15 protein-coding genes are annotated in these 17010 nt (G+C 32.3%); 4 read left to right on the forward strand and 11 right to left on the reverse strand.

All coding sequences use genetic code 11. From position 1 onward, the window contains the following. Positions 1–214: 214 nt before the first annotated feature. The 3 genes from ACT53I_RS04500 (at position 215) to ACT53I_RS04510 (ending at position 3780) form a co-directional block, all read left to right on the forward strand. Positions 215–1810 carry a peptide chain release factor 3 gene (locus ACT53I_RS04500; RefSeq protein ID WP_213195988.1) on the forward strand — a complete coding sequence of 532 codons (1596 nt, stop codon included), beginning with the start codon at positions 215–217 and terminating at the stop codon, positions 1808–1810. 120 nt (positions 1811–1930) lie between these two features. Then, a complete protein-coding gene (locus ACT53I_RS04505) occupies positions 1931–2437 on the forward strand; it encodes a hypothetical protein (protein ID WP_476078605.1) in 507 nt (168 codons plus the stop codon). A gap of 173 nt (positions 2438–2610) precedes the next feature. Further along, the gene (locus ACT53I_RS04510; protein WP_476078608.1) at positions 2611–3780 is read left to right on the forward strand and encodes a DUF4349 domain-containing protein; all 1170 of its coding nucleotides are present in this window, start codon (positions 2611–2613) and stop codon (positions 3778–3780) included. A 51-nt stretch (positions 3781–3831) separates the two neighbouring features. Here the strand turns inward: ACT53I_RS04510 and ACT53I_RS04515 are convergent, their stop codons facing one another. The 3 genes from ACT53I_RS04515 to ACT53I_RS04525 form a co-directional block, all read right to left on the reverse strand. Further along, the gene (locus ACT53I_RS04515) at positions 3832–4569 is read right to left on the reverse strand and encodes an energy transducer TonB (protein ID WP_476078612.1); all 738 of its coding nucleotides are present in this window, start codon (positions 4567–4569) and stop codon (positions 3832–3834) included. Positions 4570–4588: 19 nt separating this feature from the next. Then, positions 4589–5656: a DUF2891 domain-containing protein gene (locus ACT53I_RS04520; RefSeq protein ID WP_476078615.1), complete on the reverse strand. Its 1068-nt coding sequence runs from the start codon at positions 5654–5656 to the stop codon at positions 4589–4591. A gap of 90 nt (positions 5657–5746) precedes the next feature. After that, positions 5747–6889, reverse strand: a complete 1143-nt coding sequence (locus tag ACT53I_RS04525) for an acyl-CoA dehydrogenase (RefSeq protein WP_476078617.1) — start codon at positions 6887–6889, stop codon at positions 5747–5749. Between the two features lie 122 nt (positions 6890–7011). Here ACT53I_RS04525 and ACT53I_RS04530 point away from each other — a divergent pair, with 122 nt between their 5' ends. Next, entirely contained in the window at positions 7012–8784 is a 1773-nt protein-coding gene (locus tag ACT53I_RS04530; RefSeq protein WP_476078620.1) for an AMP-dependent synthetase/ligase, read from the forward strand. Between the two features lie 35 nt (positions 8785–8819). Here ACT53I_RS04530 and ACT53I_RS04535 read toward each other — a convergent pair whose 3' ends face one another. The 8 genes from ACT53I_RS04535 to ACT53I_RS04570 all read right to left on the reverse strand — a co-directional run bounded on the left by ACT53I_RS04535 (position 8820) and on the right by ACT53I_RS04570 (position 17006). After that, positions 8820–9263 (reverse strand): DUF2147 domain-containing protein, encoded by a 444-nt coding sequence (locus ACT53I_RS04535; protein ID WP_371461155.1) that lies wholly within the window; start codon positions 9261–9263, stop codon positions 8820–8822. Between the two features lie 164 nt (positions 9264–9427). Then, the gene (locus tag ACT53I_RS04540; protein WP_104794027.1) at positions 9428–9772 is read right to left on the reverse strand and encodes a phage holin family protein; all 345 of its coding nucleotides are present in this window, start codon (positions 9770–9772) and stop codon (positions 9428–9430) included. A 28-nt stretch (positions 9773–9800) separates the two neighbouring features. Continuing rightward, the gene (locus ACT53I_RS04545) at positions 9801–10193 is read right to left on the reverse strand and encodes a hypothetical protein (protein WP_476078624.1); all 393 of its coding nucleotides are present in this window, start codon (positions 10191–10193) and stop codon (positions 9801–9803) included. Positions 10194–10205: 12 nt separating this feature from the next. Beyond that, the gene (locus tag ACT53I_RS04550; protein WP_476078627.1) at positions 10206–10670 is read right to left on the reverse strand and encodes a hypothetical protein; all 465 of its coding nucleotides are present in this window, start codon (positions 10668–10670) and stop codon (positions 10206–10208) included. A gap of 190 nt (positions 10671–10860) precedes the next feature. Beyond that, positions 10861–12003: a T9SS type A sorting domain-containing protein gene (locus tag ACT53I_RS04555; protein WP_476078629.1), complete on the reverse strand. Its 1143-nt coding sequence runs from the start codon at positions 12001–12003 to the stop codon at positions 10861–10863. A gap of 502 nt (positions 12004–12505) precedes the next feature. After that, positions 12506–15208 (reverse strand): helix-turn-helix and ligand-binding sensor domain-containing protein, encoded by a 2703-nt coding sequence (locus tag ACT53I_RS04560; RefSeq protein ID WP_476078632.1) that lies wholly within the window; start codon positions 15206–15208, stop codon positions 12506–12508. A gap of 85 nt (positions 15209–15293) precedes the next feature. Further along, complete coding sequence (locus tag ACT53I_RS04565) at positions 15294–16130, reverse strand: T9SS type A sorting domain-containing protein (protein ID WP_476078635.1); 837 nt, start codon at positions 16128–16130, stop codon at positions 15294–15296. A 30-nt stretch (positions 16131–16160) separates the two neighbouring features. Next, positions 16161–17006 (reverse strand): glycoside hydrolase family 16 protein, encoded by an 846-nt coding sequence (locus tag ACT53I_RS04570; protein WP_476078638.1) that lies wholly within the window; start codon positions 17004–17006, stop codon positions 16161–16163. Between the last annotated feature and the right edge of the window lie 4 nt (positions 17007–17010).

Below are 17010 nucleotides of genomic sequence, written 5' to 3' on the forward strand. Positions count from 1 at the left end.
TTTTTAACGCAAAGACGCAATATTTATATTAAAAAATAGAAAGAAAATAAGACGCAAGAAAATCAAAGATTTTCAAAACAAATAAAGACGAAGTCTTTTCGCGTCTTAAAAACATAATCAATTCATAAATATATTTTGCGCCTTTGCGTGGAAATAAACCAATATTTTCAAATCTCAATAAAAATCACGATTTTTGCAACTTCAAAATTTAGAAATGAGTTTATTACAAGAAATATCAAAACGTAAAACTTTCGGGATTATCTCTCACCCAGATGCTGGAAAAACTACTTTGACGGAGAAATTACTTCTTTTCGGGGGAGCAATTCAGGAAGCAGGTGCTGTAAAATCGAATAAAATTAAAAAAGGAGCAACTTCCGACTTTATGGAAATCGAAAGACAAAGAGGGATTTCTGTGGCGACTTCGGTTTTAGCATTTGAATACAAAGGAAAGAAAATCAACATTCTCGATACGCCTGGTCACAAAGATTTTGCGGAAGATACGTATAGAACACTTACTGCGGTAGATTCTGTAATTGTAGTAATAGACGTTGCAAAAGGTGTGGAAGAGCAAACTGAAAAATTGGTAGAAGTTTGTAGAATGCGTAAAATCCCAATGTTGGTCTTCATCAATAAATTAGACCGTGAAGGAAAAGATGCATTTGATTTGCTGGATGAAGTAGAGCAAAAATTAGGTTTAAAAGTAGTTCCACTTTCGCTTCCTATTGGCATGGGAAGTGATTTCCAAGGAATTTATAATATTTGGGAGAAAAACATTCAGTTATTTTTAGAAGAAAAGAAACAGAAAGTTGGCGAAACCATCGTTATCAATGATATCAATGACAGTTCGGTAGATGAAATCATCGGTGAAAAAGCTGCTGCTACTTTAAGAGATGAACTAGAACTTATAGAATCAGTTTATCCAGAATTCGATAGAGAACAATATCTTACTGGTGAACAACAACCCGTGTTTTTTGGTTCTGCGTTGAATAATTTTGGGGTAAGAGAATTGTTGGATGCTTTTGTAGAAATTGCACCAATGCCTCAACCCAAAGAATCTGACCTTAGATTGGTAAAACCAGAAGAGAAAAATTTTACAGGATTTGTCTTTAAAATTCACGCCAATATGGATCCAAAACACCGTGATAGATTGGCTTTCGTGAAAATTGTTTCGGGAACTTTTAAGAGAAATGAAAACTATCTTCTAGTAAGAGAAGGTAAAAAAATGAAGTTTTCTTCGCCGAATGCTTTCTTTGCAGACAAAAAAGAAGTGGTAGACGAAAGTTTCCCTGGAGATATTGTAGGTTTACACGATACTGGAAGTTTCAGAATTGGAGATACTTTAACTGCTGGAGAAAAATTACAGTTCAAAGGCATTCCGAGTTTCTCACCAGAACATTTCCGTTATATCAATAATGATGATCCATTAAAAGCAAAACAATTGGCGAAAGGTATTGACCAATTAATGGATGAAGGTGTGGCGCAATTATTTACGCTAGAAATGAACGGCAGAAAAATTATTGGAACTGTTGGTGCGCTTCAGTACGAAGTTATTCAATACAGGTTGGAGCATGAATATGGCGCAAAATGTACGTATGAACCGATTGGAATTCATAAAGCGTGTTGGATAGAAGCCGACGAAAAATCAGAAGAATTCAAAGAATTTGCAAGATTAAAACAGCGTTTTATGGCAAGAGATAATCATGGTCAGTTGGTATTTTTAGCAGATTCTGCTTTCACGATTCACATGACTCAAGAAAAATTCCCGAATGTGAAATTACACTTCATCAGTGAATGGAATCACGCAAAATAATTATTCTCTTTAGAATGATAAGAAATAATACATGATAAAAATCTTCAAGGAAACTTGGAGATTTTTTTTGTAAAATCCCAATTTATATTATCTTTACGGCCGTAATTAAAATCAATAATCATGAAAAAACTAATTTCCCTTTCAGTGCTATTATTAGCATTTTCTTTTGTGTTCATTTCTTGTAGTAGAGACGATGATGAAGGATCTTCTTCTTCCAATTACATTCAGGTAGATAATGGTAGTAAACTTGCTGTTTCTAGTGCTGCTGTAATGGGTTTCAAAGCAACTGATGCTTCAGAAGAGAATTTTTACACCATTACGCTCATTAACACTGCGGGAACTTCAACGAAAATGGCATCTTTAGCCATTTATTTCCCTTACAATCAGTCTATGGATGGTACTTATACCTTAACAAGTACTTCTAGAAAATTAGATGATTGGTTAAGCAGTTATGCTGAAACTACAGGTTCTGCTATGCAAAGTTATAACGACTTAACACAAGGAACATGTACTGTGAAAAGAAATTCTACAGATAATTTTACTGTAAGTTTTTCTTTTAAAACAGCTTCTGGCAAAACCGTAAATGGTGAATTCAGTGGTAAAGCTTCTGTTCAAGAAAGTAACTAAAAGTACACTTCTCAATACAAGTCCTCAGAATTTTTCTGAGGATTTTTTTTGTAAAAATTTTGCAAATTATTTTACAATTCATTGATTTTCAAAATTTTAATACAAATACGATTTTTTACCTATTTTTAGGGAACATTTTTTGTATTAAGTTTGGCATCAACAAAACTATTAAAATGAAGAAAACAATTTTTAGTCTTTTTACCGCTACTCTATTATTGGTGGCTTGTAATAAAACCGATATTCAACAAACAGCTGATTCCTTTAAAACAGCAGATAGCCTTTTTAACCAAGCAAAAGAAAGCTACCAAACCATCGATTCTATTTCTAAAATTGTAAATGATTCTAACAGTACGGTAGGAAAAGTTATCCTTCCAGAAATCAATAAGCATAAAGAAATTATAGAAGACGCGATTAAAAAGGGAAACGTAAACATTGATTCCCTCAACAGGGAATTTAAAAAATTAGATAACAAAAGCCAACAAGCACAAGACATTAGAAAAGCGATTGATTCGGCTAATAATGCCATAAAAAGCGGTGACAATGCTGCTGTAGTCATTGCTGAAACTGCCAATAAAATTTTGAAGCAAACTTCTAAAAATAATTCGCAAACCCAACCAGAACAAGAGGTTCAAAATCAAAATCAAGTTCAGAATCAACCTATTCCTCAGCGTGAACTCTACCCTATTGCGAAAACTACGAGATTGCAAGTTTCGGTAGAAGATTTGGCTGCCGCAAAAGCACTGTTAAATCAAGAACTAAGCACTTATAATGCAGATATTATCACAGAAAATTATACCGAAAACGAAGGAATTGCCAAACAATATTTGACCGTAAAAGTACCATTGAGTAATTTTAATGAATTGGTGAATAAAATGAGCAGTCTGGGAAATGTAGAATCTAAAAATACAGAAGTTCAAGGCAATGATTATGTAGGAAGCCAAATGTGCGATGTGGAACTCACTTTGGTAGACAATACTCCAGAAACCAATAATGCAGAGGATTTAAACATTCTGAATGATGAACAAAAAGATGAAACTTTCGGAGATAAATCTTCTAATGCATTTATGAAAGGATTTGCAGTTTTGGGTGGATTATTTTTAGCGCTAATTCCGTTTTGGCCAATATTTTTAATCGGCGGAATTGTTTGGTATTTCGTGGCAAAAAGAAATAAGAAAAAACGCGAAGAAGAATTCCAAAGACAATTGGCATTAGAAAGAGAAAAAATAAAAGCGACGGAAGGATTAAAACCATCAGCAGAAGAAACTCCTCACAATGCAGAACCAACCAATACTGAGGAAAATAAAAACGATGACGATATTTCTAAATACATGCCGAAAGAGTAATGAGATTAAGATATAGAAAAAAGGCTGTTCATTTTTTGAACAGCCTTTTTATTATTTTTCATAGAAAGATGTTGAAAAATTTAGAGGTATAGTAATTCTAGATTTTACAGGAACGCCATCTAATATAGCTGGATTCCAATTTCCTTTTGTTCTATTGATGGAGCGAACAATATCTTTGTTAAATGATTCATTATCTATTTTGGGTGAAACAATAGGATTAATAATTTCACCATTTTCATCAACGACAAATTCTAAAAAAAGGTTTCCATTAACATGATAATCGTTAAAAATAGACATGAAATTATCATGAATATCCTTGTCCATCACTTTTTTTCCACCTTTATAAGTAATAGGAATATAAAGTTTTTCAGGAATGTAATTTTCTGTGTATTTATCTAGCAAATGATTGGGAACAAAAAATAATCTAACAATTGAATCAAAATTTTGATCTTTTATTTTTGCAGGAATCCATTTGTTACTAAGTTTCAGTTCTCTCAAAACATCTAAAGTAAAATCGTACGCACATTTATTTTTATTGATGTTGACAGAGTCAAAATCGGTGATAAATTTTATTTTGGCTTCCTTGGTCAATAATAATTTCGCTTGATAAATTTCTTTTTTACCACAAGAAGAAAGTTTTTTCTCAGAAGCAATGGTGTTGATATCCTTGTATAATTCTTGTAATCCACCTTTGTAAAATTCTTGATTTTTTGGAAACTCATCTAGAATTTGAGCATTTAAAAAGGCTGTAAAAAATAAAAAAAGAGAGAATAGTTTTTTTGTTTTCATAGTTATCATATAGTTTTTATTATTTATTACTCAAAGCATACACCGCAAAACTTGCTAACCAATGGTCGCCGCCATAATTTCCTTTAAAAACCAAAGGTAAAGCATTTTCTAAAAATTTAGAAGAAGTTTCCTCGAAATGTTTTTTGTGTCGGTGATTTTTTGGTAAAACTTGAGCAATATTTTTCATACACCAACTTCTAGTAAAACTTAAACCAACCAAGTGAACTGTTTGGTAATCATTAATATCCGAAATTACAGGAATCTGTGAAATATTCTCAATACTTCTCTTTTCGTAGAATTTATTAAACCATTTTACATATTCATCTTGCGGAAGAATTCTGGTCATCAAATCAGCAATTTCTAAACTTGGCGAGAAGAAATCACTTCCGTCTGGTTCTAAATAAGCAGGCGTTTTTTCGTCTTTTAGATAGAAATATTTTGCTTTTTCGATGAGTTGGTTTTCAAAATCTTTTTCGCCAACCGTTCTAGCCCAATCTATGGCAAAACTTAGTGCAAATGCAGTGTTGGGATGAACTCCTGTTCTATTGGGATACGTTTGTTTGGGTAAATATTCTTTCCACAATTTTACGATTTCATCGGTGAGCGGTTTTAAATTTTGATGCCAAATTTTCGCTTGTGGATTTTCCCAACTCGCCAATTCTGCATCTAATTGAAGCAACCAAGCCCAACCGTAAGTTCTCTCAAAACCTTTTGCCACTTGATATTTATTGAAATATTCTGCTTCGGTTTTTATTTTTTCGGCTTGAAAAGAACCATCCAAAATTTTAATAATCTCTTCTTTATTTTTGATAAAAGGTTTGTCTTTAAGCAATTTTACAAGCATCCAATGTCCATGAACCGAAGAATGCCAGTCAAAACAGCCATAAAAGCTAGGATGCAATTCTTTGGGAGTCAGTTTTACATCCATTTCATTATTGATGACATGTGCGGTTTTATTGGGGTATTCTTGATTGATGCAATGTACTGGTTTTTCAGATAATTGAAATGCGATTTCATCAGTAAGCGTAGGAACTTGCGCTGAAAAATTCAAGGAAAACAAAACGACTAAAAGACTTAATTTTTTCATTGAATAAATGTATAAAAATTTGATAAATAGGAAAACAAAAAGTCGAACAATTCCTTGTCCGACTTTCATATTTTAAAAAGAATTTGCCAATTATTTCTTAGCAATACTTCTAGAAATTACAATTTTCTGAATTTCTGAAGTTCCTTCGTAAATCTGAGTGATTTTAGCATCACGCATCATTCTTTCTACGTGATATTCTTTTACATAACCGTAACCACCGTGAATTTGAACGGCTTCAACAGTAGTATCCATCGCTACTTGAGAAGCGTATAGTTTTGCCATTGCTCCAGATTCTGAAATATCTAGACCTGCATCTTTTTCAGCAGCAGCTTTGTAGCAAAGCATTCTTGCCGCCATAATATTTACATGCATATCTGCTAATTTGAAAGCAATTGCTTGGTGATTGATGATTTCTGTACCGAAAGCTTTTCTTTCTTTAGCGTATTTAAGTGCCAATTCATAAGCTCCAGAAGCAATACCTAAAGCTTGAGAAGCGATACCAATTCTACCACCATTTAGAACTGCCATTGCGAAATTGAAACCAAATCCATCTTCACCAATTCTATTTTCCTTAGGAACTTTTACGTCGGTAAACATTAATGAATGCGTATCAGAACCTCTGATTCCTAATTTTTCTTCTTTTTTACCAATTGCGAAACCTTCCCATCCTTTTTCTACGATGAAAGCATTGATTCCTTTGTGTTTTTTCTCTACATCCGTTTGTGCAATCACAATGTAATATTGAGCATTTCCACCATTGGTAATCCAGTTTTTAGTACCGTTTAATAGATAGTGGTCTCCCATATCAATCGCAGTCGTTTTTTGAGAAGTAGCATCAGAACCTGCTTCTGGCTCAGAAAGTGCAAATGCACCGATTACTTCACCTTTTGCTAAAGGAACTAAATACTTTTGTTTTTGTTCTTCAGAAGCGAATTTTTCTAGACCAGCACAAACCAAAGAATTGTTTACTGACATTACTACAGCTGCAGAAGCGTCTACTTTTGCAATTTCTTCCATTGCCAAAACATAAGAAACGCTATCCATTCCTGCTCCACCGTATTTTGGGTCTACCATCATTCCTAGAAATCCTAGTTCTCCCATTTTCTTTACTTGTTCATAAGGAAACTTCTGGTGTTCGTCTCTTTCTATTACGCCAGGCAAAAGTTCAGTCTGCGCGAAATCTCTCGCTGCTTGCTGAATCATCAGTTGTTCTTCTGTTAAATTAAAATCCATTTTTTGTATTAAAATTAATTGCCGTAAATATACATTTTTTAGGTATTTCAACGAAAATTGATATTAACTATTTGTTAATTAAGAAAAAGTATTATTTTTACAAAAATCAAAAACCGTAAAGTATGTCAGTTACAAGATTGTTTGACTTTGCTCATCATGCGCTATACAAATTCCCGAAAGAGGATGCTTTGGTGACCAAATATAATGGAGTTTGGACAAAAACTTCTACAAAAGAATATGTGAATCAAGGAAATAAAATTTCCAGAGGACTGTTAAAATTAGGGATTAAACCGGGAGATAAAATCGGGCTAATTTCTACGAATAACCGCACAGAATGGCACATTATGGATTTGGGAATTTTGCAAATTGGTGCAATAGACGTTCCGGTATATCCTACTATTTCTATTGAAGATTATATTTACATCTTTAATAATGCGGAAATAAAATACGTTTTTGTTTCAGATAAAGATTTGTACGAAAAATTACTTCAAGTAAAACCTCAAGTAGAAAGTTTGAAAGGAATTTTTACTTTTGATGACATTCCTGGAGCTGCAAACTGGAAGGAAGTACTCGATTTGGGAGAAAATGATGACAATCAACAAGAAGTAGAAGACATTGCTAAAACCATTCAACCAGATGATTTAGCAACTTTAATTTACACTTCTGGAACTACAGGTAGACCAAAAGGTGTAATGCTTACACACAGAAACATTGTAGCAAATGTGTTGGCTTCTGATCACAGAATTCCTAGAAATTGGAAATTAGAATACACAGAAACTAAAGTATTAAGCTTTTTACCTATCTGTCATATTTTTGAGAGAATGATTTCTTATCTATTTATGTACAACGGTTTTTCGATTCACTTTGCAGAAAGTATTGATAAAATTGGGGATAACGTAAAAGAAGTGAAACCTCATTACATGACGGTAGTACCAAGATTGGTAGAAAAAGTATATGATAAAATTGTAGACAAAGGAGCTGCAGCTGGTGGTTTAAAAACCAAAATTTTCTATTGGGCATTGTCATTGCTTGAAAATTATGACATGAAGAAGCCTAAATCTCTAAAACACAGAATTGCAGATAAATTGGTATTCTCTAAATGGAGAGAAGGTTTAGGTGGCAATATGATTACTTTAGTAAGTGGTTCTGCTGCCCTATCTACCAAACTGAACAGAAGTTTCCACGGTGCTGGAATTCCTATTTTAGAAGGATATGGGCTTACAGAAACTTCACCAGTAATTGCGGTAAACTCTTTCGAAAGAGTGAAAATAGGAACTGTAGGTCATGTTTTAGATAATTTAGATGTAAAAATCCAAGCAGATGGAGAAATCACCGTAAAAGGACCTTCTGTTTTCCAAGGATATTATAAAGACGAAGAAAAAACCAAAGAAGCATTTACAGAAGATGGTTACTTCATGACGGGAGACATCGGTCATATAGACGAAGAAGGTTTCTTACACATTACAGACCGTAAAAAAGAAATGTTCAAAACTTCTGGTGGTAAATATGTTGCGCCTCAGGTTTTAGAAAATTTAGCGAAAGGTTCTAAATTTATCGAACAAATTATGGTAGTAGGTGACGGCGAAAAAATGCCGTGTGCTTTAGTACAACCAGACTATGCATTTGCAAAACTTTGGGCAGAGAGAAAACATCTTAAAATAGGCAAAAATCCAGAAGAAATGGCGAATTCTCCTGAGCTAAAAGCAAGAATTATGAAAGATATTAATTTGTTGAATGCTACTTTAGGAAAATGGGAGCAAATTAAGAAAATAGAGCTTACTCCTACGCTTTGGACGATTGAAGATGGTTTACTTACTCCAACGATGAAATTAAAACGTAAAGCAGTAAAAGAAAAATTCTTTAATCTTTACGAAAAATTATACGACAGAGCATAAATCAAAAAAGACCTCCCATTTTAGGAGGTCTTTTTTTAGGCTACTTTTTTAAAAGATATAGATTTTCCTATCCATTCTACCTTCCAGAAACCGCGAACTTTTAAGATTCCATTTTGAAGCAACTTGGCACAAGAACTCCAATATCTTCCACTAGAAGCGTCATAAATTTTCCCATTAACCCATTCTTTTTTCTGAGCATCATAGCGCAATCCATCTAAAATTTCCATGCCTAGAATTTTTCTATTTCTCAATGCAGGATTGGGATTATTCGTGTCCAAAGATAAATGCATGGGCGTTTTGCTTTCGCTTAAAAGATGATTAAACCAAAGAACTTTGGCTTTAAATTGATTATTGACTTTATATACTTCTACTTTTACACTATTATCTGTGCTCATCCAAGTTCCCAAAAGATCATCAGGATTGGTAGCACTTAATTTTCCGAAAATAAGAAATAATAAAATAAAAAATATTCTGTTCATGGCTTTACATTTTAAAAGGGTTAATAGATTGTTTTTAATTTTTTGTAAAGATGTAAAAGCCAGAGATAAAATGTTTTACAGAATTATGAAGAGGATTTTCAAAATTTTTAGACAAAAAAAACCTCAATTTCTTGAGGCTTGGATGATATCTAAGTGAAATAAATTTATTCTTTGCTGATGAAAATGCTTTCTAAAACAGAAGTGATAATGGATAAAGCCACACTGAAAATAAGTGCCCACCAGAATCCATCTATCTGAATGCCGTCTGTAAAACGGTCTGCCAATAATATTATAATCGCATTGATAACCAAAGCAAATAATCCTAAAGTTAAAAGCGTAATCGGAAAAGAAAATAAATGCAAAATAGGTTTTACAAATAAATTCAAAAGTCCTAATACAATAGCAAAAATAATCGCTGCAGAGAAAGTAGTAACGTGTACTCCACTGAGAACATTGGGCAATAAATAAGCCACAACAGCGGTAATGATAAGTTTAATAATAGTGTTCATAATTTGGTATTTATAAGAGTAAATTTAGTTATTTTTTTGAAATTTTGCGATTTATTTTTACTTCTTTTATTTCAGAAATAAGCCATTCTTCTAATAAAATAATGAAGTGATTTCTCACCAAAACCATTTTGCAGATATAAATCATCGCTCCGAAAACCAACGCGAGAATAAGTGATAGCCATCCCAAACTCGTAGAAATATTCCAGCGCTGTTCATCAGTAAGCACAAGATGTAATTTTTGGGCTACTGTATCTAAAAATATTTTATAATGAAGCAAACTTTCGAGCAAAAGTCCAATTCCCAAGAGTAAAAAGACCAGTGCAAACAGCCAAGATATTCCCCAAACAATGAAGATAAAATAAGTGTTTCCAGAAACAGAAGGTTGCTGGTCTAAAATGCTTTGTAGTTGTTTGATTTTCATATATTTTGAAAATTAACGGTATTTAAATAAGATAGGCGTGTTTTTTGGAACGTCAAACTCATAGAGTTCTTGGGTTTTTGCATTGTAAAATAACCATTGAAAAGTTTTCATATTGGTTTTTCCCATCGTAAAAAGGCCAATTTGGGTATAAAGTACGCCTTCCCAATCGGTTTCTTCTACAGAATAGCCCAGCTTCGCTTCAGGATTTTTAAGTTGAAATTGTACACCAGTTTGGTTATTTTTATCCAGATAATATTCTACCAATTTAGCAATTCTTTTTTGGTAAGCATCACTATATACAGCGCGGTCTCGCTTCATTTTAAAGAGTTGTTTATCAAAAACGGTATAACTCAAAACCTGACCATTTTTTTGGAGAATAGTATCTGTTTTAATGCTTTCTGATGCTTTTTCAGAGGATTTATTTTGGCAAGAAACCAAAAATGAAATGAGGATTAAAAAAGATAAAAAGGCTTTCATTTTTTCTTTTAAAGGTAAGGAATTTTTTGAAGTATAAAATTAAATTTCTTCTATTCAATTTTAATTTATCATTAAAGCAAATATTAATATTAAATACATAAAATGTTTATTTCTCATCAATTAGCTTAGAGAAACAAATAATTTATGACATAAAAAAGTCTCTCATCATGATGAAAGACTTTTTTGTGATTTACTTTTTAATGAATTTCGTAACCTTATCTTTTACTTTTATAAAATAAATTCCCGGCGGTAAAAATTCTACGTTGAGATTCTCATTATTATCTATTTTTCTTTGTAAAATGAGTTTGCCGTTGGTATCCAGAATTTGAACATTTGACTTTTGTTGAAGTCCAGAAATTTTTACAAAAGAATGAACAGGATTTGGATAAACGATAAAATCGTTAGTTTTATTTACATCTATAGATTTTAAAGATCCGGTAAGAACAAAAGACTTTACATCTCCATATTCTACCATGCCACAATCCCAATTATCGGCATATGCTCTATAATAAATAGTACTTCCTACAGGAATTCCATCAAAATTTACAGTACTACTAAAATTTCCAGTTGTTGTTGAACTAACTGAATAGTTATCTGGAGTTGTACCATAATCAAATATAGGGGTGCTATTCACATTAGACCATACAATACCCCATTCTCCATAATAAGTATCACTTTCAGTGAGATTTCCTCCCAATACTGCACTATTAGATGTTATAACAGTGGGATTAGCAGTAGAGATATTCGTAGGACTATTATTGAGAGCAGTTCCTACTATAATATTATCAATCCACCATTCTAATGTAGCTTTATAACTTATTTGCACGCTTGTTACAGTAAACCCATCATTAGGAATGCTCCATGTATAAGATGATGTAGTATAAGAACCTCCTTGTATAGCAGTAGCATCTGTGTAACTAGCTACAGAAGTACAACCGTTAGAAGCATTCATGGTAAAGAAGGGTGGCAAAGAGTAAAATGCAGCATAAGAATTCATACTATTATGTTTAACCCATAATCCATAAAATTGAAAAGGTTGACCATCTGTTCTTGTTAAAGTAAAGGTGTCACCACCAGCCGTATCTTTTTTTAAGCATTTGGTATTGGATACTCCACCTGTGCTAGGATTGGTGAGATTACCATTAATCCCTCCTTGAATTTTATATTCTACACCGCCTACTGTAAATTTTGCTTCATCAAAATTACTACTTCCAGAGGATTTATAAATCGTTAATCCCGAAGAAAAGTCATAGGTACTTTGTGAGTAAGCATTTAATGTGAAAGCGAATAAGAAAAAAAATGTTGTTTTGAATAAAAAGGTAAATTTTTGCATGTATAATTGTTTTTATAGTTTAATATTACTTGAATAAAAGCAAGTCATTTCTATCAATTACTTTCTGCTAAAAAATATTAAGAAAATAACTTTTTCAAATGTTTTTTATACAAACTTAAAAAGCTTTTTTCTCTATTAAAAAAATTACAAAATCATAATTCCGAAAAAGAAAGGATTTTTTCTGAAAATGAGTAGTAGATTTTAAAGATACATCATCATTTATCACTATGAATTTATGCATTCAAAGTGATTTTCTAGTTTTGAGAGAACTCAATAAATAAATGATTAGTACAGTATGATGAGAGTTTGAAAAATATTTTTAACTCTCATAATCAGATTGTTACGGTAATTAAGTATGCCAGAAATATTTTATAAATACTTATAAATGAAATGATATGAGAATATACATGTTTTCCTAAAATGGTTGTAATTCGGAATTTTACAATTGAATATTCCTCATATAAAAATTATGTAGCAAGTTGGAGTTTTTAATGGATAAGAATTATTCAACCGAATTCAAAAATTCATACAAATCTTCGTCTGGTGATAAGTTCAATTTTTTTCTTAATCTAGAGCGACTCACATTAATACTCGATGGAAGAACCTGAAAAATATCTGCCATTTCCTTAGAATTAAGGCCTATTTTAAGATATGCACACAATCTCAGGTCATAGATAGAAAGATTGGGAAATCTTTTCTTCATGGCTTTGAAAAACTCTTGATGCAATTCATCCATCTGAATTTCAAAGGTATGATCTTCGGTTTCTAGATAACTTTGAACCATTCTTCGGATTTCACCTAATTTTAATTTAAGAATATTAGGATTACTTTCTGCTTCACTTATTTTTTCATTAATGGTTTGCAGAATTCTATTTTTGTCATCGTCATCTTTTGCTTTGGTAGCGAGTTCTATGGTCTTATTTTTAATTTCTTCCTTGAGTTTATTTTGCTCTAATTCCAGTTGCTTTTGTTTTTCTAAAAGCATTTCTTGACGGTGTTTTTCTGCTTGTTCTTCTAATGCTTTTTTCTCTTTTTCTAAAAATATTTTTTTCTGTTTTGACAATCTTTTGTAGTGAATTTTCTTTAGAATAACATAAATGGAATAGAATAAAAGAAAATAGAAAAGGTAACTCCAGTAAGTTCTGTACCAAGGTGCATTGATGGTAAACGAAAAACTTTTTACAGAAGAAATTTGCTCACCTTTTTTAGCTTTTACAAATAAAATATAACTTCCTTCTCTCAATCCTAAAAATTCGATTTCGTTTTGTTCGCTAAAATTGCTCCAATCGTCAGAAAACCCCTTTAAATAATACTGATATTGCACTGCCGCTTCGTGAGGATGTACAAAAGAAAATTTCACATTGTTAAAACGAAATGGCATCTCAGAACCATTGAATAAATCTCTAGTTTCTTGGTTGTTAAAAGCTTGACTTTTTCTGAAAAGCAACTCTGAATAAAAAGGATAATTTTGTTTTTGTTTTATGGTCTTTTCAAGGGCAAAACCATTATGGATAGAGTAAAAACCGTATTCTGAATTAAGTGCAATAGGAAGATAAAATCCCGTAAATCTATTGTTAATATTTTTCAGAAAAACTTGTTTTTTGATCAAGTCAAACTCATGAGTGGTATTGTTATATAAATATTCTGATTTATTGGTGAGAATGTGAATTCCCAAATAATCTTTAAAAAGATAAGGAAAATATCCTTTAAATATTTTAGGATTAATAATGGTTTTGCTGATAGGATTAAATTGGGCATCCATCACAAATCGTATAAAACCATAATTAGGAATATTCACCCAAAGTGTACGATTGTTTTCCTTCACAATTTGATTAATGGCGCCAAGAATTACCTTCATTTTTTTGACGAATTTCCAAGAGTTGCCTTCTTTTTTGAAAATAGAAATTCCGTTGTAATTTCCAGTAAGTAAAATATCATCACTATAAGACAAAATGCTCATAACGCCTGGCTCATTGTAGATATTTCTCAGTTGACCATTTTCTATTTCAAATAAACCGCTATCGTGTCCGCAGAGAATGGTATTGCCTACTTTTTGCAAAGTCCAAACTTGTCCTTCTGCTCCATTGATAATGTGGAAAGGATTGGCGTCTTTGCTATTATCCATTGCGTTCCAAGAAGCACTATAAAGTCCTTGATTTGTGCCTAAATAAAAAGAATCCCCTTCTAAAGCAGCGGTGTAACCTGTTCCGAAATTGGTATTAGTGTTATAAAAGTAGGTTACATTGTTTTTAATATCAGAATAAGACAAACCATAATCTAATCCCATCCATATTTTTCCATTTTTTTGATAATGCAAACTGAGAATGGTATTATTGGGCATTCCTTTATTTTTATTGAGATGCTGAATGATTTTTCCTTGATGGTCAGTAATATATAAACCATTGAGAATCGTACCAAAAGCCCAATATTTTTCGTCAAAATAGGTAAAACTAAAAACCTTATTTTTGATAATTTCTGAACTGATTTCTAGAGTAACGGTTTGTAATTTTCCGTTTTGGAAGGTGTAAATTCCAGAACTTCTCGTCACGATAATAATGGTACCGTTTTGCTCAATATAAATCCCTGAAATTTCTAAATTTTTATCATTTGGATAAGAAAACAAGAGCTCCAATTGGTTATTCACATATTCATAAAGACCTTTTTTCTCATCGGCTAAAAATATTCTGCCTTTTACTTGAAAACTGTCAAAAAAACGGACAGGAGCAGGAATTTTAGTAATTTTCTTGTTAGAATATTGATATAAATTCTGGTGAGAAACAAAAATAATTTGATTCTGATAAGCATAGGTTCCCCAGAACTCTTCATTTACGCCACCGATTTTTCTGTTATAAGGATAAAGCGACTCATAATCAAATTTTTGGAATTTATTTTTTCTCCAAATCCCAAAATCCATATCTGCACCGGTATAAATAGTAGAATCATTGGCTAAAAAAAGCGAACGAGTGTATCCTTTGTAATCCCGGAAACGGTTCCATTTTTTACCGTCAAATTCTAATAATCCGTTTTCAGAAGCCATGTAAACGAGACCATTCTGCGCGGACTTTATTTCCCAGATTTTACCGTGATTTCCATAGTCTTCGGGAAGGTAATTTTTAATAAAAGGAATCCCTTTTTCTGCAATGACTTGTGCCTCAGAAAAAATAGAAATAAGAAATAAAAAATATGTGAAGTATCTTGTAAACATGTAATATTCCAAAGTTACAATTTTAAATAAAAAAAAACGCTCGTTTTTACAAACGAGCGAAAAAAAATATATTTGAAAATGAAACTTACTTTACAATAAGTTTGCGAGTAAGTGTTTCTCCGTTTTCTGTAGTTAATTTGATAATGTAAATTCCTTTAGACAAGCCTGAAGTATTAATACTTGAAGCTTTAGAAGAAGTCATAATTTGTCCATTCATGTTATAAATGGCTAGATTTTTAACTTTTGCATTTACAGTTACCTCTTGTCCTGCTGTTACTAAATTAGGATAAATTTCTATAGATTTTTTACTAGCAGATGTTGTAGAAAGATTTGCAGGTGAAATAACGATGCTTCCGTTTGTAGTTTCATTGGCAGGATTAGCATTAAGTCCTCTTACTGTAAAACCTACCTGAATAAGCAATCCTGTAGCTAAACTTGTACTAGGTGCATTGATAGAGAATACGCCACTGCTTGGTATAGTCACAAAATTATTATATACTGTAGCATATCCATTGTTAGGATCTAGAGCTTTAATAAAAGCAACTGCGGTGTATTGGCTACTAAGATTATTAGAAGTCACGTTTCCGGTAAAAGTTAGATTTTGACCATTATAGGTACTTCCTGGTTCATAATAAGTAGTGGCTTCTAAAATTTTATTGCCATTACCTGAACCATCAGACCAATAAGGATCTGCAGCATTATAGGTGTTGTAATTTGGTTTTAAGGTAATGGAATTATTAACCGTATTGATTTCGGTTTTTAAATCTGAAACTGCCCAAGAAGAGCCCCACTGATAATTGTTAGAGGTGTCAAAAACATTCACATAGCCTATCCAGCCAAATGAAGTATTAGCGTTAATCGTATTTTGTGAATAAAACAAAATACTTACTAAAACTGCGATTAAAGAATAGAATTTTTTCATAACTGAAAATTTTGGTTATTATTAATAAATTTATTTAGCCTTGTATACGCGTATATAATCGATGTACATATTCTGTGGAAAAGAAGTTCCATCGGTTGGAAAACCTACGAAATTTCCTCCTACTGCTACATTAAGGATTAAGAAAAAAGGATGATTATAGACCCATTCTCCTGTAACATCTTTTGGAGTAACTCTCTGGTAAAGAAATCCATCTACAAAAAAGTCGATTTGGTTTTCTTTCCATTCTATACCAAATACATGAAAATCTTGGTCAAATCTAGAATTTTGCAAACCATAAGATTTGGTTTTGGCAGCTCCACCAGAATAGCCAGGTCCATGTAATGTTCCATAAACCACATTCGGAATATGACCTTTGAGTTCCATAATGTCTATTTCTCCAGATTGAGGCCAACCAACGGTGCCAATATCATCTCCGAGCATCCAAAATGCTGGCCAAATTCCAGGTCCATAAGGTGTTTTAATTCTGGCTTCTATTTTACCATAGGTCTGAGAAAATAAACCTTGAGTTTTAATTCTTGCAGAAGTAAAAGCAGAACCAGAATAATTTTCTTTTTTTGCGGTAATGACTAGGTTTCCTGTTCCATCAAGTTTTACATTATCAGTTCTTTTGGTATAATATTCTAATTCTTGATTTCCCCAGCCATTGGCTCCTGTCCCGATGTCATAAGTCCATTTAGCAGCGTCTGGTAAAGTCCCTGCACTACCTTCGAATTCGTCGCTCCATACAAGTTCCCAATTTCGGGTAGGTAAAGTTTGTACAGCTTCTTCTTCACAACTCATCAGTGGCAGTAAAAAAAGTCCCAAACTACTGGTAAGAATTACTTTTTGAATATTTTTGGTTTCGAAAAATTTCATAAAC

This window comes from Cloacibacterium sp. DMC96, from assembly GCF_056313765.1.